The sequence below is a fragment of the Crateriforma spongiae genome (assembly GCF_012290005.1).
Classification (GTDB): domain Bacteria; phylum Planctomycetota; class Planctomycetia; order Pirellulales; family Pirellulaceae; genus Crateriforma; species Crateriforma spongiae.
In genome coordinates this window covers 205,454-222,118 of the sequence record NZ_JAAXMS010000003.1, presented here as the reverse complement: position 1 = coordinate 222,118, position 16,665 = coordinate 205,454, and the positions used below count along the sequence as shown (strand labels likewise).

The following is a 16,665-nucleotide window of genomic DNA, read 5'->3' as shown; positions in this document are numbered from 1 at the left end:
CGACGCGTTGCCGCAGCGGATTAGACTGGCCCCTGCAATCGTCAGTGCCGCGGCATGTCCTGCAGCGTCTGGCCCAAAGATGCCCCAGGACGGGGAGCATTCCCGCACCCCGATCCACCGGGTCCGAACCCCGGCGGGGGTGTAGGTTGTGACGAATTCACCGATTTAGCGGTGGATCGGGGAACTTTGGCCGGCCGACTACGTCGGACTTCAGGCTGTTCGTTGACACTAATACGGGTGCAACTAGAATCGCCCTTACCGCTTTTCTATCCACTGCATCTACCCCAAAGTGCCACAGTCGCTCAGTGATTCAATGTCACTGGTCACTCTGTTTCCCTTACCGGGACTGATCGACGCCGCACTCCGGGCCTATCCCCCTTCCACACAATCGCGACCCGATCGGCAAATCCGGTTCACCGGCCCCCACGAAGCCGCCGTTGAATCCGATCTTTGCCGTGACGCTTGGTAGAGACCCTCGATGATCAAACGAAGTGATTCGAAAATGCTGTCCGACAACACTTCTCGGCGAATCAATAAGAAGCGTCGCCGGGCCAAGGCGACCGGCAGCCAAGCGTCGGTGCGATCACGACGATTGTTAATGGAAGGATTGGAACAACGTCAACTTTTGGCGGCGGAAGTCGTCGACATCCCGACGGTCGACCCGGCCTTGTTCGCGCCGCAAACGCCGATGAACGTTGGGACGGTTCCCGCCTTTACGGTGAACGAACCGGAACACCTGGGCGGTGCATCGAACGACTCCTTCGCCAGTGCGACCTTGCTGCCATTGGGCACGCTTCCCGGACAAGAACCGGTGATCGATGTCCAAGGATCCTTGCCGGTTTCGGCGACGGTCCAGGGCAACACGACCACGGACATCGATTTCTACGCGGTTGACTTGCGTGCCGGTGACATTTTGGACATCAGCGTCCTGGGTGCCGCGGGCCGTTTCAACGTGTTCTATGACAACGGCGCCCTTTGGTTCGGATCCACCACCCAGCGTTTGGGCGGCCCGGACAATTCACCGCTGATGACCCAGGGCAATGCGGTCGCCGCACAAGTGGTGCCAGAAGACGGACGTTATTACATCCAAATTTCGCCGTCCAGCACGATGTCGTCATACGATGCAGGACTGCGTGTCCACCGGCCGATCTCCGAAAGCCTGCCGGTCGGTGCTCAGCAAATTCTGTATCTTGACTTTAACGGTGGCTACTTCCCCGGCACCATGTTCGGGCTAGGCACGCCCAACTTGATTGATCTGCCGGGCCTGCCCGAATCCGCCCCGCTGTTGAACATTGACATCCGTGACATCGATTCGCAAAACGAGTTGATCGATGGTGTTTTGGCGGAAGTCGAACGCGGCCTGGGCACGATCGCGACCAACGGAGGCAACGGCGACTTCAACGAAACCGGCGTTCCGGGCCAATATGCCGTCACCGTCTTGAACAGTCGTGACCACGCCGACCCCGGCTTTGACAACCCGTTGGTGACTCGAATCATCGTGGGTGGTGATTCGACCAGCAGCGGTTTTGCCACCATCGGTCTGGCCCAGTACGCCGATGTCGGCAACTTCGATCTCAGCGACACCGGCTTTGTCTTGCTGGACCAAATCTACGCCGCCGCAACGGCCTTTACGGTGGCCCCGACGGCCAGCGAATTGGACGTGGTCGCTCAGTATCTTGGGTTTGTGGTCACGCACGAAGCAGGCCACCTGTTCGGGTTGGAACACACCAACGGTGACAACCTGATCGGAAGCATCTCGGATGAAGGCCCCGGATCCTTCAGTGCCGAAGTCGCCACCGGTGTCGGACCGGACCAAATTTACGGCACCATCGACGACACCACGTTCGGCTTTGTCACCGACCAATTCAGCACCACCGAAGGCATCCTGATCGGTTATCAGCGTTCGGCCGAAGCGTTGGCCCACACTGTGGTCACCGGCACCCAAGGTGGAAGCATCACCGGCACGGTTTATAACGATCAGAACCGCAACGGTTCGCTGAACAATGAACCGGGCATCGGCGGCGTGCCGGTCTTCGCCGACATCGATGGTGACGGCGAACGTGATGAACTGGAACCGTTGACGGTCACCGCCGCCGACGGGACCTACAGTCTGTTTGTGTCCCCCGGCACATACAACGTCACGGCACTGATCCCCGACACCCTGGCTCCGATCTCCTCCCCCGCACAGTCGATCAGCGTTTCGCTGAACCAGTCGGTTGGTGGCGTGAACTTTGGCGCCGTTCCGGTGGGCGAATCGTTCACCGGCCGCGTGTTCTATGACGACAACGGAAACGGCCAACTGGACGACGGCGAACGAGCTTTCCCCGGTGTCTATGTCTATGCCGACTTGGACGGCGATGACCGTCCCGACCTTGGCGAACCACACGCCAAGAGCGGCGCCGACGGGACTTACACGCTGAACTTCCCCGCCGCGGGCACCTACACCGTCCGTGCCGTTGCCGAACCCGGTTTGGAATTGACCTACCCGGCCGACGGCGAACACGAAGTCACCTTCAACGGCTTGGTGACCAACGGAAGCAATTTCGATTTCGGTTACCGTCAATCGCTTGACTACAGCGACGCGGCTGCCAGCTACGGCACCGCCGCCCACGGCTTGATCAGCGGAATGAACTTGGGCGACTTGGTCGACCGCGACTTCAGCGTCTTCCAAACCGCACTGGCCAACGGCGACGACTTGGACGGCGCCGATGACGAAGACGGCGTGACGCTGAACGGACCGATCAGCCCGGGCAACCAGGCATCGATCACCGTCGACGTGACCAACACCACCGGACTAGCCGGCTATCTGCATGCTTGGGTCGACCTGAACCAAGACGGCGATTTCGCCGATGCCAATGAAAAGATCGTCAATGGGGTGCAACTGGCCGACGGTGCCCACACGCTGACCTTTGACGTGCCCAGCAGCATCGCCGTTGGCAGCACCACGGCACGGTTCCGCTACGCGACCGAACCCACCTTGGGACCGACCGGAACCTCGGCCGGCGGTGAAGTCGAAGACTACGTCTTTGACGTGATCCAAACCAGCGGCGTTGCCGTCGATGACGCGTTCAACGTGCCTCGTAACAGCAACGCGTTCCCGCTGGACGTGCTGGCCAACGATTTCCAAACTGCCAGCAACCCGCTGCAGATCGTCAACATCAACACCGCCGGTACGCAGGGTACGGTGGTGGTCGCCGGCGACGGCCAATCCATCTTCTACAGCCCTCAAAACGGATTCCTGGGCCAAGAAGAATTCACCTACACGGTGCGTGACAGCTTCGGCAATATGGAGACCGCCAATGTCACCGTGAACGTGACCTTCCAGTCGGACGTTCCGATCGCCGTCGATGACACGTTCGAAGTCCCACAAAACAGCAGCGACCGCCCGTTGAACGTCCTGGCCAACGACTTGGCTAGCACCGCCGGCGGTCTGACGATCACCGGCGTCACCCCCGGTTCGGCCGGCGGTATCGTTTCGATCATCAGCGGCGGCCTGTCGATTCGATACACCCCGCAGCCTGGTTTTGCGGGCACCGAAGAGTTCACCTACACGGTGCAAGACCCCGCGGGCAACCTGTCGTCCGCCACGGTGACCGTCAACAGCATGCCGGGTGCCCTGAACGACGATGTGGTCGACTTCACCTTGGTCACCTCCGGCTTGAACGGTGATCCGATCACCGACATCCAGGTCGGCGAAGAATTCAACCTGACCGTCTTTGTCGAAGATCTGACCAACCCGGTCGCGGGCGATCCCGAAGGTTTGGCTTCGGCATTCTTGGACGTGCTTTACAACGATCAACTGGTTTCGGTGATCGAAGAAGCCGGCATCATTTATGGTCGTCCGATCTTCAGCAATCCCAATGGCACCGGATCGTTCACCCAAGGTGATTTTGATACGCCTGGATTGATGAACGAAATTGGCGCGGTTCAAACCGATCTAAACCTGCAGACACACGACGAAGCCGTCCCGCTGTTCACCGTGCGTTTGAAAGCCGTCGCGCCCGGCGTGGCCGACTTTGTGGCGAACCCCGCCGATGAACTGACAAGCGAAACGGTGTTGGTGTTCAGCGACACGGCCGTTCCGGTTCGCCAACAACGTCTGGGATCGACCAGCCTGAACATCGTCAGCGACGGTCAGCCATTTGCGACCGCGGTGGACGATGCCTTCCTTGCCCAGTTGAACGACCAAGGCGGTATCCAGATCGCCAAGGACAGTATCGGGGCGGACATCGTTGCCGGTGCGACCAACCGCTTGAATGTCTTGGCCAACGACAGTTTCGGATCGACGGATTCGCTTCAAGAGTTGACCATCGAAGCGGCCCCGGGACAGGGCATCGTCAGCATCAATGACAACGGCACGCCGGACGACCTGACCGACGACTACATCCTTTACACCTCCAACACGAACGCATCCGGCTTCGATTCATTCGTCTACGGATTTGTCGCCGGCGACGGCGTCCGCAGCACCGCACGTGTCGACCTGACGGTCGGAACGATCAATGCGAACGACCTGTTGGTCGGTGTCGATCTGGCGATCGTGGATATCGACGGCAACCCGATTGCATCGGACGAATCGGTCGAGGTTGGCGACGTGTTCGGCGTCCAAATTGACGTCGATGACTTGCGATCTGCCTTGGATTCGACGTTCGTCTTTTCCGCCTACACCGATTTGCTGTACAGCCAACAGCTTGTCACGCCGGCAACGGACCCCGCTGACTTTGCCGGTCAGACGGACATCGATTTCCGACTGGGCTTTGCGGTCCGCTATGGCGATGAAGACGGTAACCCGTCGACCGGATTCAGCAGCACCGCGGCGACCGGCTTTATCGATCGCCCGGGCGTGATCGATGAGTTCGGCACCAGCGACCAAGACAACAATCCGTCGCCCAGCAGCTTCACCGATCCGCGTCGTCTGGCCACGCTGTTCTTCGAAGCCACCGCTGATGGCACGGCAACCTTCACCAGTTCGCCTGCCGATTCGTTCCCCTTCAGCGACACGCTGTTGTTCCGACGCGATAATCCGGTTCCGACGACTCAGATCGCATTTGATTCGACTTCGATCACGATTGGCGGAGGCGAAGGCGAATCGCCTCGCCAGAACTCGACGATGCCTGTCGATGTCAATGATGACGGCTATGTGACCGCGATCGACGCCTTGTTGGTGATCAACGAAATCAGTCGCGGTTCATCCAGTGCCGAAGGCGAATCGGCCGGTTTGGCCAGTCGCTACTTCACGGACGTGACCGGCGACAATCGCATCACCGCTTTGGATGCCCTGCGAGTCATCAACCACCTGAATCGCACACCGCAAGGTGGTTCTGCCGAAGGTGAAGCCGCTCCGCTGACCACTTCGGTCGTCACGCCGGCATCGGAATCCGACAACGACGCGGTCTTCAGTGAACTGGGTGGATCGACTCGCGTGGTCGGTGGCGGCGAAGCCAACGATAACCCGGTTGCCGTCCCGCAACTGACGTCCGACAACGCTTCGGATGGTGATGACGACGATGATTTGATTAGCGTCTTGGCGAACGACTTGGGCCAGTTCTGATTCGCTGAAACATTGGGCCGGCATCGCCCGCCGGCCCATCTATCTCAGGTGCTTCCACAAGTCACGCGCGGCTTGAACGTCATCGGCGTTCGGCCGCGTTTTTGCATACGCCAGTCGGTTGTAGGCATCGACGATTCGGCCGAACGGTCCGACCAAGGGTGCTAGTCTTGCGTCCCGGGATGCTTGTTGCCGCAATCGATGTGCAAATTCGCTGGGCGTTTCGTCATCACGCCGGGGAGTGACGTTTTCACGCATCCATGCATCGGCCGCGCCGAACGTGGTGGCAATGATTCGCGCGGCATCATTGTCGCGGCCCAGAGGATTGCGAAACTCTGAAAATCGACGCGGCGGTTCGAGTGAAGCCATGGGGTCGTCGATCAGCAATTGCTCCAACGCATCGGGTGCGTCCGATCGGCCAGCAAACAGGGACGTCAACCAAGCCCAAAAGCGACGCCCATGCCGCAGCAGATAGAAGCCGACAAAGGCCAACAGCGCTAGCGGTAGCAACCATCGTACGGCGTCCAACAGTCCGCGCACCATTGAAGTGACGCCGCCAAACGACTGGCTGGATCCGCTTTGGCCGGACGAAGACGATTCGCTCGAATCACTCGCCTCCCGCTGATTTGCATCTGCCTCCCCCGACTCTTCGCCACCTGATTCTTCGCCACCTGATTCTTCGCCACCTGATTCTTCGCCACCTGATTCTTCGCCACCTGATTCTTCGCCACCTGATTCTTCGCCACCTGATTCTTCGCCACCCGATTCTTCGCCACCCGATTCCCCGTCACCCGATTCCCCGTCACCCGATTCCCCGTCACCCGATTCCCCGTCACCCGATTCCCCGTCACCCGATTCCCCGTCACCCGATTCCCCGTCACCGACCTTTCCCGCCGGCGCTCCTTTCTCCGGCCGCTGGCCGCCCACTTCCTTTTCCGGATCTTGATCTTGGGATGTCGATGCGTTGCCTTCGGTTGATTTCTTCGCGGCTTCCTTTCCCCAGCCGAACCGACTGGCGGCGAAGTCTTTTGCTTCGGCAAGCGAGATGGGCGGTTCGCCTCCCGTGATGATTCGCCCCGGCGTGGGCAACAGGAACGCGGTGGCCACGATCGCGGCCACCAGCAAAGCACCGCCGCCAAGCCACCCGACCGTGACATCGACCGGCATGTCCACCCCGCGTTGTCGCAGGTAACGCCGTAATCCCAAGAAGCTGGTCGTCATCAGTAGAGCCAACGCGGCAAACAGATAGACCCCCAGGAATGTCTGCGCCGATGCGGAGGCTTGCGGATCCGAAATCCACACTTGGCCCAACCCGAATAACGGCAACGCGGCCAGGGCCAAGTACATGACGGTCCGCCCGGGTTGGTAAGCCCGTCGTCGCTTTCGTTGACTCGGTTGGGGTGCGGCAGAAGGTTCTGAATCTTTCTTTCTTGAATCACTTCCCTGGAAAAACAGTCGCCCGCTATCGATCAGCCCCTCGCCACTGCTGTCTTTGGATTCGTCGATCAGGGTGCAATCGAAGACAATGCGGTCGCTGAGATAGACGATCAGCGCGACCAGAATAAAACCGACCGCGATGGATCCGACGAACTGCGAAAGCACAACAACGCCGGCGGCCGATAACGCCAACATGTAGCCCATCGCGTACTTGCGGTCTTGCTCGATCGCCAACCGCGCGACCGCGACCGATCCCATCGTAAAGAACAGAACGACCCACTGGACCCGTCCGGAATAGCCGCCGCGGTACAACAGCGTGCACACGAACAGTGTCAGCGCGCTGATCATCAAGAAGATCAGCACCGGAGCGACGGCAATCGCCGCGTAATCGGCTGCCGTTTTGGACCGCTTGATCAATAGACTCGGTTCCCGCCGCAAATTCACCGGATCAAATCTGCGGCGATGGCATCAAACGGGGGTTCAGCCCATCAGTTCGATCGTTCGGCACCGTCCGCAGGCCCCGCCTGACAACCAAGGGGGCAACACCAAATCTTACTGCGGACGAACCTTTGGCGGGACGATGCCCGATCCAGAATCGGCACCGAAGAACTTCCGTGGTGGCTGTCGGCGTTTGCCAGATTCGCACCGCGGAAGTCGCGAGAAAAAGAGTCGACCGTTTAGTTCAGCGATGCATCGGGGTGATGTTTCCGCCAGCGGATCAAAGCCGGCTTGATGCTGGACATCGGGACCCACTTTTCGCGAGTCTTACAACTCCGCAACATCGTCGACGGCAAAATCTTTCCGGCATCGATTCGGTGCAACAGATCCGACTCCGAAATCGGGCCGACTGTCTTGGCCGTGCGGAACCAACGAGGCTTCATGTAGAACCATTGAGCACTCATCGCAAATCACCCTGTGCTAGATAGACGATTCTCTCTTCTTTCGCGGCAATCAAAATCCCGGCGATCGTCGCCGAACCGAGCGTTGATTGGCCCTGATCCTTCTATCGGTCATTAACACCGAACTAGACCGCCTAGTTCCGGCGTTAACGCGGTAAAACACATCCCTAGCGAAAGTATGAAGTCGAAGAGAACCTTCAGTGTTTGCATTGCGGATTCAGCTTGAAGAAAAGCGACAAAGGACCGCACCTCCACAGGACCAAGGCGTCCCCACCTCAACTGTGATCACCAACGTCCGGTGTTGCGATCCGCGTGGATGATCCGCTGTGCTTCTTCGCTGATCCCGTACCCCAAGTTGGGTTGGTTCAGTTCAATGAACACCGTGTATTTCTGGTGCACCGCGTCGGAATAAACGACAGGGGCGTGAGTGAGCCGCAAGAACTGAACCGGCATGCCGTTCCAGCGTTTGGTGTACACACCGGCTTCCAAAGTCGGTTCAGGCTTCAAGCCATAGAACTGAGTCATCGCTTGGATCAACCGAGAAGGATCGCCGGTGAACCCGTGCAACTGGATGCGTTGAAGCACGCCACCGTGATCGAAGTAATAGGTCAGTGTTCCGGCCAGATCACTTGCCTGGGTTCCAGTCACGATTGGAACACGAAGGCCTTCCAATCGCGTGTCGGCCAAGACCGTGCTGACACGAGCGAAACGCTCGATCACCCACCGATCATTGATGTCGAACCGCAGCACTTCACGCAGATCAGGGATCTGACCGCCCACCAGCGAATTGTCGTCTTCCAAGGCGGGCAATGATCCGCCAAGCTTGCGAGTCAAATCCGCTTCATAGCGATATCGCTGTGGATCTTGCGCCCGCAACGCTTCGACCTCATGATGGGAATGGATCGCGTATTCGTCCGAAAAGTTGACCGTCGAACCGTCCGTCGAAACCATTTGCACGACGGCATCGGAGGCACCGCGACCAAGGTCGGTTTCGGTCACCACGTAGGGTGTTCCGGCGGCGGTGATGATAAGAGCTGCTAGCCTGGTGCGTTTGAACATGACGATGTCGTTGCAACGAACGAAGTAGGTTGGGGGAGAGGAGACGACGGCACGGGCGTCCGTGGACGATGCATCATCCACAGCCGAACGGGCGCTGCGGGTCATCGAATTGTTTCGGCAGCAAAGACGCGGCGACTGTGAATCATGTCACCCACCTTGCGTGACCGATGCGTTTGCGACCACCGTTACGACCCGAACAACATGATTTCCGAACAAGCTCACCAAGCGTTGGCCGCCCTTTGTAAGCAGCACCCCGACGGGAATATCCCGGCCTCCGGTGCATTGATTCGTCAACTGAAGCAACAGCTCGGTGGCGACGCGGTTCACCAATGTGTCGCCGTTGCCATGCTGCAACCGAAAGCCAGACGCAAGTTCGGCGATGGCATTTGGTGGGCCACCGAAAGGTCGTTGCAACAGGCGACTCCATCGCAAGTTGCAAAAATCAAATCGAATTGGCTGCTTGATTCAGCCGGCCCGGAATGCCGAATCGTCGATGCCTGCTGTGGCATGGGGGGCGATACACTGGAATTGGCTCGTGCCGCAAAGGACGGTCAATGGATGTCACCTATCCTGGCGGTCGATCAGGACGAAACCCTGCTGCACATGCTGGAACAAAACGCCGCGCAATCGGGACTGTCGGACTGGGTCTGCCCGCTGCGACAAGACGTGCAATCGGTTCCGCTGGACGATCGCTGCGTTCTGCATATCGATCCGGATCGTCGATCCACGCCGGGTGGACGCACGGTTCATCCGGACGCTTATTCGCCGCGTTGGGACGAATTCGTGCCGATCGCCGTGCAAGCTCGATCGGCCGCAATCAAGTTTGCTCCCGCCGCACGATTGCAGCCTTTGATCGACGAGACCGAATCACTGCAACAGTGCCCGATGCACCGCAGCTGGTTCTCCTGGCGTGGCGACGTCCGGGAGCAAACGCTGTGGATTGGGTCCGTGGTCCAGACGGCGGGCTTGGCCGAATCATCCGTTTCGGCGGTGGTCGTGCGTGGCGACGGCAGCTTGCGCCACTTCGCACCCAGCGAATCCGAATCGGTGGACGAAAACGCGGTCCCAATCATTGCATCGATTGGCGAGGGCGATTGGATGGTCGATCCCGATTCCGCAATACGGGCGGCCGGGTTGACCACCGCGTTTGCACATCGAATCGGTGCCGGGCTGTTGCACCGGGCCAGCGGGTTTCTGTGTGTTCAAGACGCGGCACGGGACATCGCTGGCGATCTAGCCGGATTTGCGATTCATGGACGTGTGATCTGGGCGGGAACCGCCGACGATCGCAAGTTGCGCAAGCTGTTGCGACAAAACGATTGGTTCCCGCAAACGATCAAGGTTCGCGGCACCGATCACAATCCATCGTCATTGCAAAAGCGTTATCGCGAATGTGGCCAAACGCCGATCACGTTATGGATTGGCCGCCAAGGCAAGCGGGTTTTCGCCGCTGCAACCGAAGTTTTGCGATGATCATCCGGCACAATCGATACAGCCGATAAGCTTCGCGTGGTCACGTTGCTTTTTGGCATCATCCGACGTTGCGTTTTCGCATCATCGTCACCAACGGCGTGGTAGGTTTCGACGGCCGAACTCTGTTCGTCCCGAAAGCTTTACCCGATCGACAGGAATGTCCAAGCGCCGAAGTGATGAACGTGTCCATTGCAATCACCGCCGATACCCCGGAATCATCGTCGCTGCGACGACGAGGGCTCCGGTGCATCGCCGTGTTGGTGCCGCTTCTGGTGGTCGCCACGCTGGGAGGATGCAGCCGTCTTCGATTGCCGGCGGTGGATCCGACCGGCAGTTGCCTGTTCCAACCACTGCCCACCACGACATCTTTGGCCTTGCCCTGCACCAATGGCGAGGGCTGTCAGTGCATGCGTTGCATAACGGGCATCGGAGACTGCTTGGGAAATTGCCCGCTATTCCAAACGCCCAATCCGGCTTTTGAAACTCCGGTCGATCCGCCCGATTGCTTGGAACCCGCACCGGCCGGTGTGGCGGCAAGCGACGAACCCTGCGTTCCCGGCCCCGGGTGCAGCGGATCCTGCGCCACCGGACCGCCGGCGGTTCTGTTGGGTGCCGAAATCGATTCCGATCCGGCAACCTTGCCCCAGCGTGGACAGCGCGGCTGCATTTTGCTGACACCCCAAAAGATCATCGCACCGGTCGGTGGTGAGGTGATTCTGATGTCCGGCATTTGTGGTACCGATGGCTACCTGCAAATGGGCCAGCCTTTGGAATGGATGCTGTCACCTGAAAGCGTCGGACAATTCATCGACGTCGGTGATGATGATCCAGGCTTGCTGCACAAATTGGCCGGCATCAAGACATCTGAAAAGAAAGATCCGGGCTTTGCTCGTGGTGTGACCAGCACCAAGGCTGCCTTGATCACCCGCGGCAATCTGGATCCGCGTGACGATGTGAAGTTGGAAAAGGGTCAAACCTGGCTTTCGATCAACAGCCCGACCGAAGGCGTCAGCCGCGTTACGGTGCTGGCCCCGGAAAGCGATTGCTGGGACCAACGCAAAGCGACCGCAACGATCTACTGGATCGATGCCGTCGTTCAATTCCCGGCAACGCAAATCGTCCCCGCGGGAAGCCCTGTTTCGCTGACCACGCGTGTGATGCGAAGCGAAAACAATATTCCCGCCAAAGGTTGGCGTGTTCGCTATCAGCTTCGTCAAGGCGACCTGGCACGTTTCGGTGGCACCGAAGGTTCCGACGTCGTGGAAGTCGAAGTCGACGAAAACGGCAACGCGACCGCCGAACTGCTGCCGATCGAAGGCACCTCCGGCACCGCCGATATCGACATCAGCGTCATCCGGCCCGGCGGGCAAACCGACAACATGCCGACACTGACCCTGCGTCGCGGACAAACACGCGTGACGTGGAGTTCCCCGCAACTGCGCGTCGAAGCGTTCGGCCCCGAAGTCGCCGGTTATGAGCAACCGTACGTGGTCAAGGCGATCGTGTCGAATCCTGGTGACCAACCGGTGACCGACGTGCAGATCACGCTGAATAAACCCGACGGCGTCGTATTGGGCACCCAAGACCAGTTCGCCGTGGTCACGCCGGGCCAAATCGTCTGGAACGTGCCTCGGATCGAACCCCAGACCGAGCTGGAAATCCTGGCGGATGTGACCGCACGCAACAGCAACATCCTGACCTTCGTCGCTCGTGGCGAACCCGGTTTGGCCTCCCAAGCCGCCGTGCGGACCAACGTTTACCAGCCATCGCTAAGCATCGAAGTTCGGCCGCGACAGGACCGCGTGGAAGTCGGCAAGACCGCGGTGTTTGATGTCCTGGTTCGTAACACCGGCGACCGTCCACTTAGCAATGTCTTGCTGCGTGCCGAAGGCGACCAGGCCATGACTCACCTGCAAACCCAAGAACGTGTGGGTGAAAGTCCACGTGAAGAAGGACCGCTGCAGGCGGGCGGCACATGGGAAAGCATGGTCGAATACGTGCCGTCCGAGCCCGGGCAACGATGCATCACGGTTCAGGTTACCGCCGACGGCGGGCAACGTGACGTCGCGGAATCATGCATCATCGCGATCAATCCGGTTCCGCCGACGCCCGCAATGTCGGTCACCCTGGAATCCAACGAATCGTTCACCGTCGGCGAAACGCGATTCTTTAACGGGCGTGTGACCAACACCGGTCAAGTTCCGCTGGAAGACGTCCGTGCCGTGATGGTGTTTGACCCGCAATTGCAATTGCAACAAGCAACGCGTGGTGCCGATCAGTCTCGCTTGGGCGAATATCTGGTTTCATGGGCGATCGGCCGCATGGAACCGGGCCAGTCCGTATTGCTGCAAGGTCAATTCCTGGTGATCGCACCATCGGATCGATGCCAAGTCATCTTCACCGCGGAATCCGACCAGGGGGCTCGTGGCGAAGACAGCCGGATCGTCCGCATCGCTGCCGGAGCCAACGCCGGTCCACCGGAATCACCATCGGATCGCCCGGGTTTGCCGCCCACCGTTCCAAATACGAATCCACCCGCGGCCGGCAATCCGCAGGCCGGCGGCCCGCTTCAGCTGAACGTTCAACAACGTGAAATCAGCCCCCGGGCCAATCTGCCGATTCCCTACACGGTCACCATCACCAACAACACCACCGCCGTCGAAAGCGACGTGACTCTGGACATCATCGTCCCCGCAGGGGTTCGGGTTGAAAGCATCTATCCGACGCAAAATCCATCGGCCAATCAGTTCACCCGTTTCGGCGATCGCGTTTCGCCCGAACCGATCCGCAGCTTGTTGGCGGGTGAATCGTTGCAGTACCAGCTGACGGTGACCAGCACGATCCCGCAGGACTTTCAACTGGTCGTCGAAGCCACCAGCAACCGACCTTCGGCCGCCACCCGCGCCGTCGCGCAGACTCGCGTCACCCAGTAGCCCTTGAGCTCCGGTGCAATGCGATGCAACGAAAAATGCGTCTCATGATTTCACTGATTTGATCGACGACAAGCCGCCATCGACGGCAATCTCTTGTCCGGTGATCCAAGTCTGGTCGGGATGCAATAGCCAGACAATCAACGACGCGATGTCCGTCGCCGCGCCCAAGCGGCCCAGCGGATGCATCGCCAGACTGGCCGCTGCGGCGCGTTCGTTGCCCCAGACTTTTTCGCTGACCGGCGTTTGGACCAGACCGGGTGACACGGTGTTGATACGAATTCCCGCGCCGGCGTAGGTCGCCGCGGCGGATCTTGCCAATGCAGCGACACCTGCTTTGGCCGCCGCAATTGCTTCGTGATTGGCCAAACCAATGTCGGCCGCGGCGCTGCCCATCAGCACCACCGATCCACCACCACCACGACGCAAAATCGGTGCAACCGCTTTGATCAGCCCAAAGGCGGTGGTCACATTTTGGGCGATCGTTTCCTGATATTCGTCGAAACCCGTGATGTGTGCGGGTTTCAGCAACACCGATCCGGCCAGATTCACCGCCCCGTGTAGTCCGCCGTGGGTTTCCACACATTCCTGTGCCGCTTGGGCCAACGCATCCCAATCTTGGGCGTCGGCGACTCTGTGCGGTTGTCCCAGTTCCGTCGCCAAAGCCTGAAGAGGTCCGCTCGTCCGACCGACCAACATCAATCGGTGACCCTGAGCCACCAAACGACGACAAACCTCGGTACCGATGCCACCGGCGGCACCGACGACAAGCTGAACGGGAGACGATTCCATGGGAATTGGTTTCTGGGGCGAAGGGAAGCCGTTGAAAAGACAAACGTTGCACAGGACAGATTGGCTGCCCAATTACCGTACCGGGTGGGCAATCGCCGGCCCCAAATCCACTGCATGCCGACATGGTCGCGTTTGCGATCGCTGTCCATCCCCCCCCTGCCATTGGTCGCATCTCCGGATGTAACGCTTGGTCGCATTGAAGCTTTCGATCCAACTGGCGCGCTCATTCGCACGACAACGTTCGTTTGCAGCAAGCCAATCATGCCTGTGAAGCCAATGGTATCCGGCGCACCAGTTACACCTCGTACAAGGGCGAAACCGGGAATCGTCGTTTTTCGCTGGGCGTCGGTCCGATGCATGTAGGGAAGCGACACTCGTCCGCCTTTTCGAATCTTGCCAGGACGTGAACCCAGACCTCCGATCAAGTTCATCCATTGCCGCGTCGGTGTGCGGGTGAACGGTCATGAACGGATCACGGTTTTCACACCGACGGCATCGACGGCGGCATTCGTAGTCCTGAGTGCTCCGCGGAACACGACCTTTGGGTGACCCTCCCTAACAGCCCATCTGGTTTGCCAATCGCGAAGCCGACGAATGCCGCCGCCGACCGTCCTGGACGGATGCGGACGTCAATGAACGCCACCGATCGCACGAATCCCTCCCGCCGAAATCGGAGACACCATGGCCAAGAAAGACACATTTCGCGTCGTCACACGCGGCGGCGACGGATCGTTGTTGATTCGCGACTACCCGACGCTCGATCCGTTGATGGACCAACACACGCAAATCGGAATCGACGATTGCAGCACAGACCTGGCCCTGCGTGGCATGCCCGTGTTTCGCGGTTTGATCGGTCCGATGCCCGAGGGCAAGCATGTGGTCCGCTACGAATCGCCGGACGTTTTCGAAGCCCTGACCAAAGAATGGGGTGCGACCAAGCCCAAACGTCGCCGACGCCGTGCGGCCAATAAAGATGCCGCCGAAACCACGGCCGCCGCGTCTTGATCGGACGCCATTGACGAACGTCGAAACCGAAACCTTCATAACGCCAGCCCCGCCGACGAGCCTGATTCGTCGGCGGGGTTTCGTTTTTGATTCGTCTTGATTCGTGGCTCGGGAAACTCGTATAGCCGGGGATGAAATTGTCCACCCGACACGCGAGATCCCCGGGAATCCCATCGATGCTTCGATCGGTCACGCTGCTCAGCCTCTGTTTCGCCCTGTTGATCGTCCTGACCGGCGAACCGACCGTGGCACAGAACTTCCAGATGCCCAGTAGTCCATCGGTGGGCAGCGAAGGCTTCACCAGCCGCGCTCCGGCCCCCAACGCCCAAGCGAATCCGGCTGCCAGCACCGCTCGGGCCCCCAGCACTGCGGCACAAGCCTCCCCACAAAGACCTCCCCAACAACGAAACCAAGCTCCCGCAGCCAACCGGGGCACCGCCACCAGCCAGTTGGGCCAGGGCGGGAACAACAACGCCCTGTTGGCGGCCGCCGCGGCCAGTGGAAAATTGCCATCCACCCACGGCCAGTACCTGGAACGCTATGACTTGCGTCCGTACACCGGCTATCTGACCAAGATGGATCACCCGCAACAGGCGATCGTCGATTGGATCGTCCGCGAAACTGGCAGCGACGCATGGTTCCACGAACCGTTCGGCTACATGAGCGCCAGCCGCGATGAATTGTTGGTCTACCACAGCCCGGCCATGCACGAAGTGGTCAGCGGAATCGTCGATCGTTTTGTTGCCGGCGAAAAAGACCCTCAGGTTTTGCACCTTCGTGTGATGACCGTCGGCAGCCCCAACTGGCGCAGCCGAGCCCATTTGCTGATGCAACACGTTTCGGTCGATTCACCGGGGGTACAAGCCTGGCTGTTAACGAAAGAAAACGCTGCCGTGGTGATGAGCCAGTTGCGTGCCCGCACCGATGTCCGCCAAGTCCAGGCGTTGGACCTGATCACCCAAAATGGTCAATCGCAAAAGCTGGCCAGCACCCGCGGGCGTAACTACATCCGTAACGTCCGCCCGGCCCCCACCGGATGGCCACCCTATGAACCGGAAACCGGCGAAATTCAAGAAGGCTATCGCCTGGAACTCAGCCCGCTGCTTAGCGTCGATGGCCGGACCATCGACTGTGTGCTGAAAGCCGACATCGATCAAGTTGACAAACTAGTCCCCGTTGACTTGGACCTGCCCCTGCCCAACGCTCAGACCCACCGGGCACGAATCGATGTGCCGCAAGTCGTTAGCTGGCGTTTGCACGAACGGTTTCGCTGGCAAAGCGACATGGTTTTGCTGCTGTCATGCGGCGTCGTGGCCAGCCCCGAACGTCAATCTTCACCGCTGCCATTCTTGAACACCAATGTGTTCACCGGCACGACCGTCGGCCGCGCCGACGCGTTGATGTTTGTCGAATTCCGTGGGCGGGCCAGCGAGAACTTGACCACCACACCACTGGTCCCGCAAATGGCCAGTCAGCCGGGTGCCCCCAACCGCGGTCGTTACTAATTTCTGCCCCCGTAATTGTC

Annotated in this window: 9 protein-coding genes; 5 read left to right on the top strand and 4 right to left on the bottom strand. The window is 59.6% G+C overall.

Annotation, left to right across the window (positions count from 1 at the left end):
- Positions 1–478: 478 nt before the first annotated feature.
- The gene (locus HFP54_RS08885; protein WP_168564865.1) at positions 479–5,548 is read left to right on the top strand and encodes an Ig-like domain-containing protein; all 5,070 of its coding nucleotides are present in this window, start codon (positions 479–481) and stop codon (positions 5,546–5,548) included.
- A 39-nt stretch (positions 5,549–5,587) separates the two neighbouring features.
- Here HFP54_RS08885 and HFP54_RS08880 read toward each other — a convergent pair whose 3' ends face one another.
- The 3 genes from HFP54_RS08880 to HFP54_RS08870 form a co-directional block, all read right to left on the bottom strand.
- A complete protein-coding gene (locus HFP54_RS08880; RefSeq protein ID WP_168564864.1) occupies positions 5,588–7,426 on the bottom strand; it encodes a DUF4129 domain-containing protein in 1,839 nt (612 codons plus the stop codon).
- Between the two features lie 233 nt (positions 7,427–7,659).
- The gene (locus tag HFP54_RS08875) at positions 7,660–7,884 is read right to left on the bottom strand and encodes a DUF4339 domain-containing protein (protein WP_174820133.1); all 225 of its coding nucleotides are present in this window, start codon (positions 7,882–7,884) and stop codon (positions 7,660–7,662) included.
- A gap of 282 nt (positions 7,885–8,166) precedes the next feature.
- The gene (locus tag HFP54_RS08870) at positions 8,167–8,940 is read right to left on the bottom strand and encodes a DUF6690 family protein (RefSeq protein WP_168564863.1); all 774 of its coding nucleotides are present in this window, start codon (positions 8,938–8,940) and stop codon (positions 8,167–8,169) included.
- 144 nt (positions 8,941–9,084) lie between these two features.
- Between HFP54_RS08870 and HFP54_RS26520 the strand changes: the two genes are divergently transcribed.
- Entirely contained in the window at positions 9,085–10,413 is a 1,329-nt protein-coding gene (locus HFP54_RS26520; protein ID WP_168564862.1) for a class I SAM-dependent methyltransferase, read from the top strand.
- 176 nt (positions 10,414–10,589) lie between these two features.
- The gene (locus tag HFP54_RS08860; RefSeq protein ID WP_168564861.1) at positions 10,590–13,346 is read left to right on the top strand and encodes a hypothetical protein; all 2,757 of its coding nucleotides are present in this window, start codon (positions 10,590–10,592) and stop codon (positions 13,344–13,346) included.
- Positions 13,347–13,388: 42 nt separating this feature from the next.
- Here the strand turns inward: HFP54_RS08860 and HFP54_RS08855 are convergent, their stop codons facing one another.
- Positions 13,389–14,135, bottom strand: coding sequence for an SDR family NAD(P)-dependent oxidoreductase (locus HFP54_RS08855; RefSeq protein WP_146415538.1), 747 nt, complete (start codon positions 14,133–14,135; stop codon positions 13,389–13,391).
- A 681-nt stretch (positions 14,136–14,816) separates the two neighbouring features.
- On the opposite strand from HFP54_RS08855, the gene HFP54_RS08850 reads away from it, so the two are divergent.
- Both HFP54_RS08850 and HFP54_RS08845 read left to right on the top strand, forming a co-directional pair.
- The gene (locus HFP54_RS08850; protein WP_145294087.1) at positions 14,817–15,140 is read left to right on the top strand and encodes a hypothetical protein; all 324 of its coding nucleotides are present in this window, start codon (positions 14,817–14,819) and stop codon (positions 15,138–15,140) included.
- 176 nt (positions 15,141–15,316) lie between these two features.
- Positions 15,317–16,645, top strand: a complete 1,329-nt coding sequence (locus tag HFP54_RS08845) for a hypothetical protein (RefSeq protein WP_197138155.1) — start codon at positions 15,317–15,319, stop codon at positions 16,643–16,645.
- Positions 16,646–16,665: the final 20 nt, after the last annotated feature.

Coding starts and splice junctions, on each gene's coding strand:
- HFP54_RS08875 (WP_174820133.1), bottom strand. CDS start 7,884: ATGAGTGCTCAATGGTTCTACATGAAGCCTCGTTGGTTCCGCACGGCC.
- HFP54_RS26520 (WP_168564862.1), top strand. CDS start 9,085: ATGTCACCCACCTTGCGTGACCGATGCGTTTGCGACCACCGTTACGAC.
- HFP54_RS08860 (WP_168564861.1), top strand. CDS start 10,590: ATGAACGTGTCCATTGCAATCACCGCCGATACCCCGGAATCATCGTCG.
- HFP54_RS08845 (WP_197138155.1), top strand. CDS start 15,317: ATGCTTCGATCGGTCACGCTGCTCAGCCTCTGTTTCGCCCTGTTGATC.
- HFP54_RS08850 (WP_145294087.1), top strand. CDS start 14,817: ATGGCCAAGAAAGACACATTTCGCGTCGTCACACGCGGCGGCGACGGA.
- HFP54_RS08885 (WP_168564865.1), top strand. CDS start 479: ATGATCAAACGAAGTGATTCGAAAATGCTGTCCGACAACACTTCTCGG.
- HFP54_RS08855 (WP_146415538.1), bottom strand. CDS start 14,135: ATGGAATCGTCTCCCGTTCAGCTTGTCGTCGGTGCCGCCGGTGGCATC.
- HFP54_RS08870 (WP_168564863.1), bottom strand. CDS start 8,940: ATGTTCAAACGCACCAGGCTAGCAGCTCTTATCATCACCGCCGCCGGA.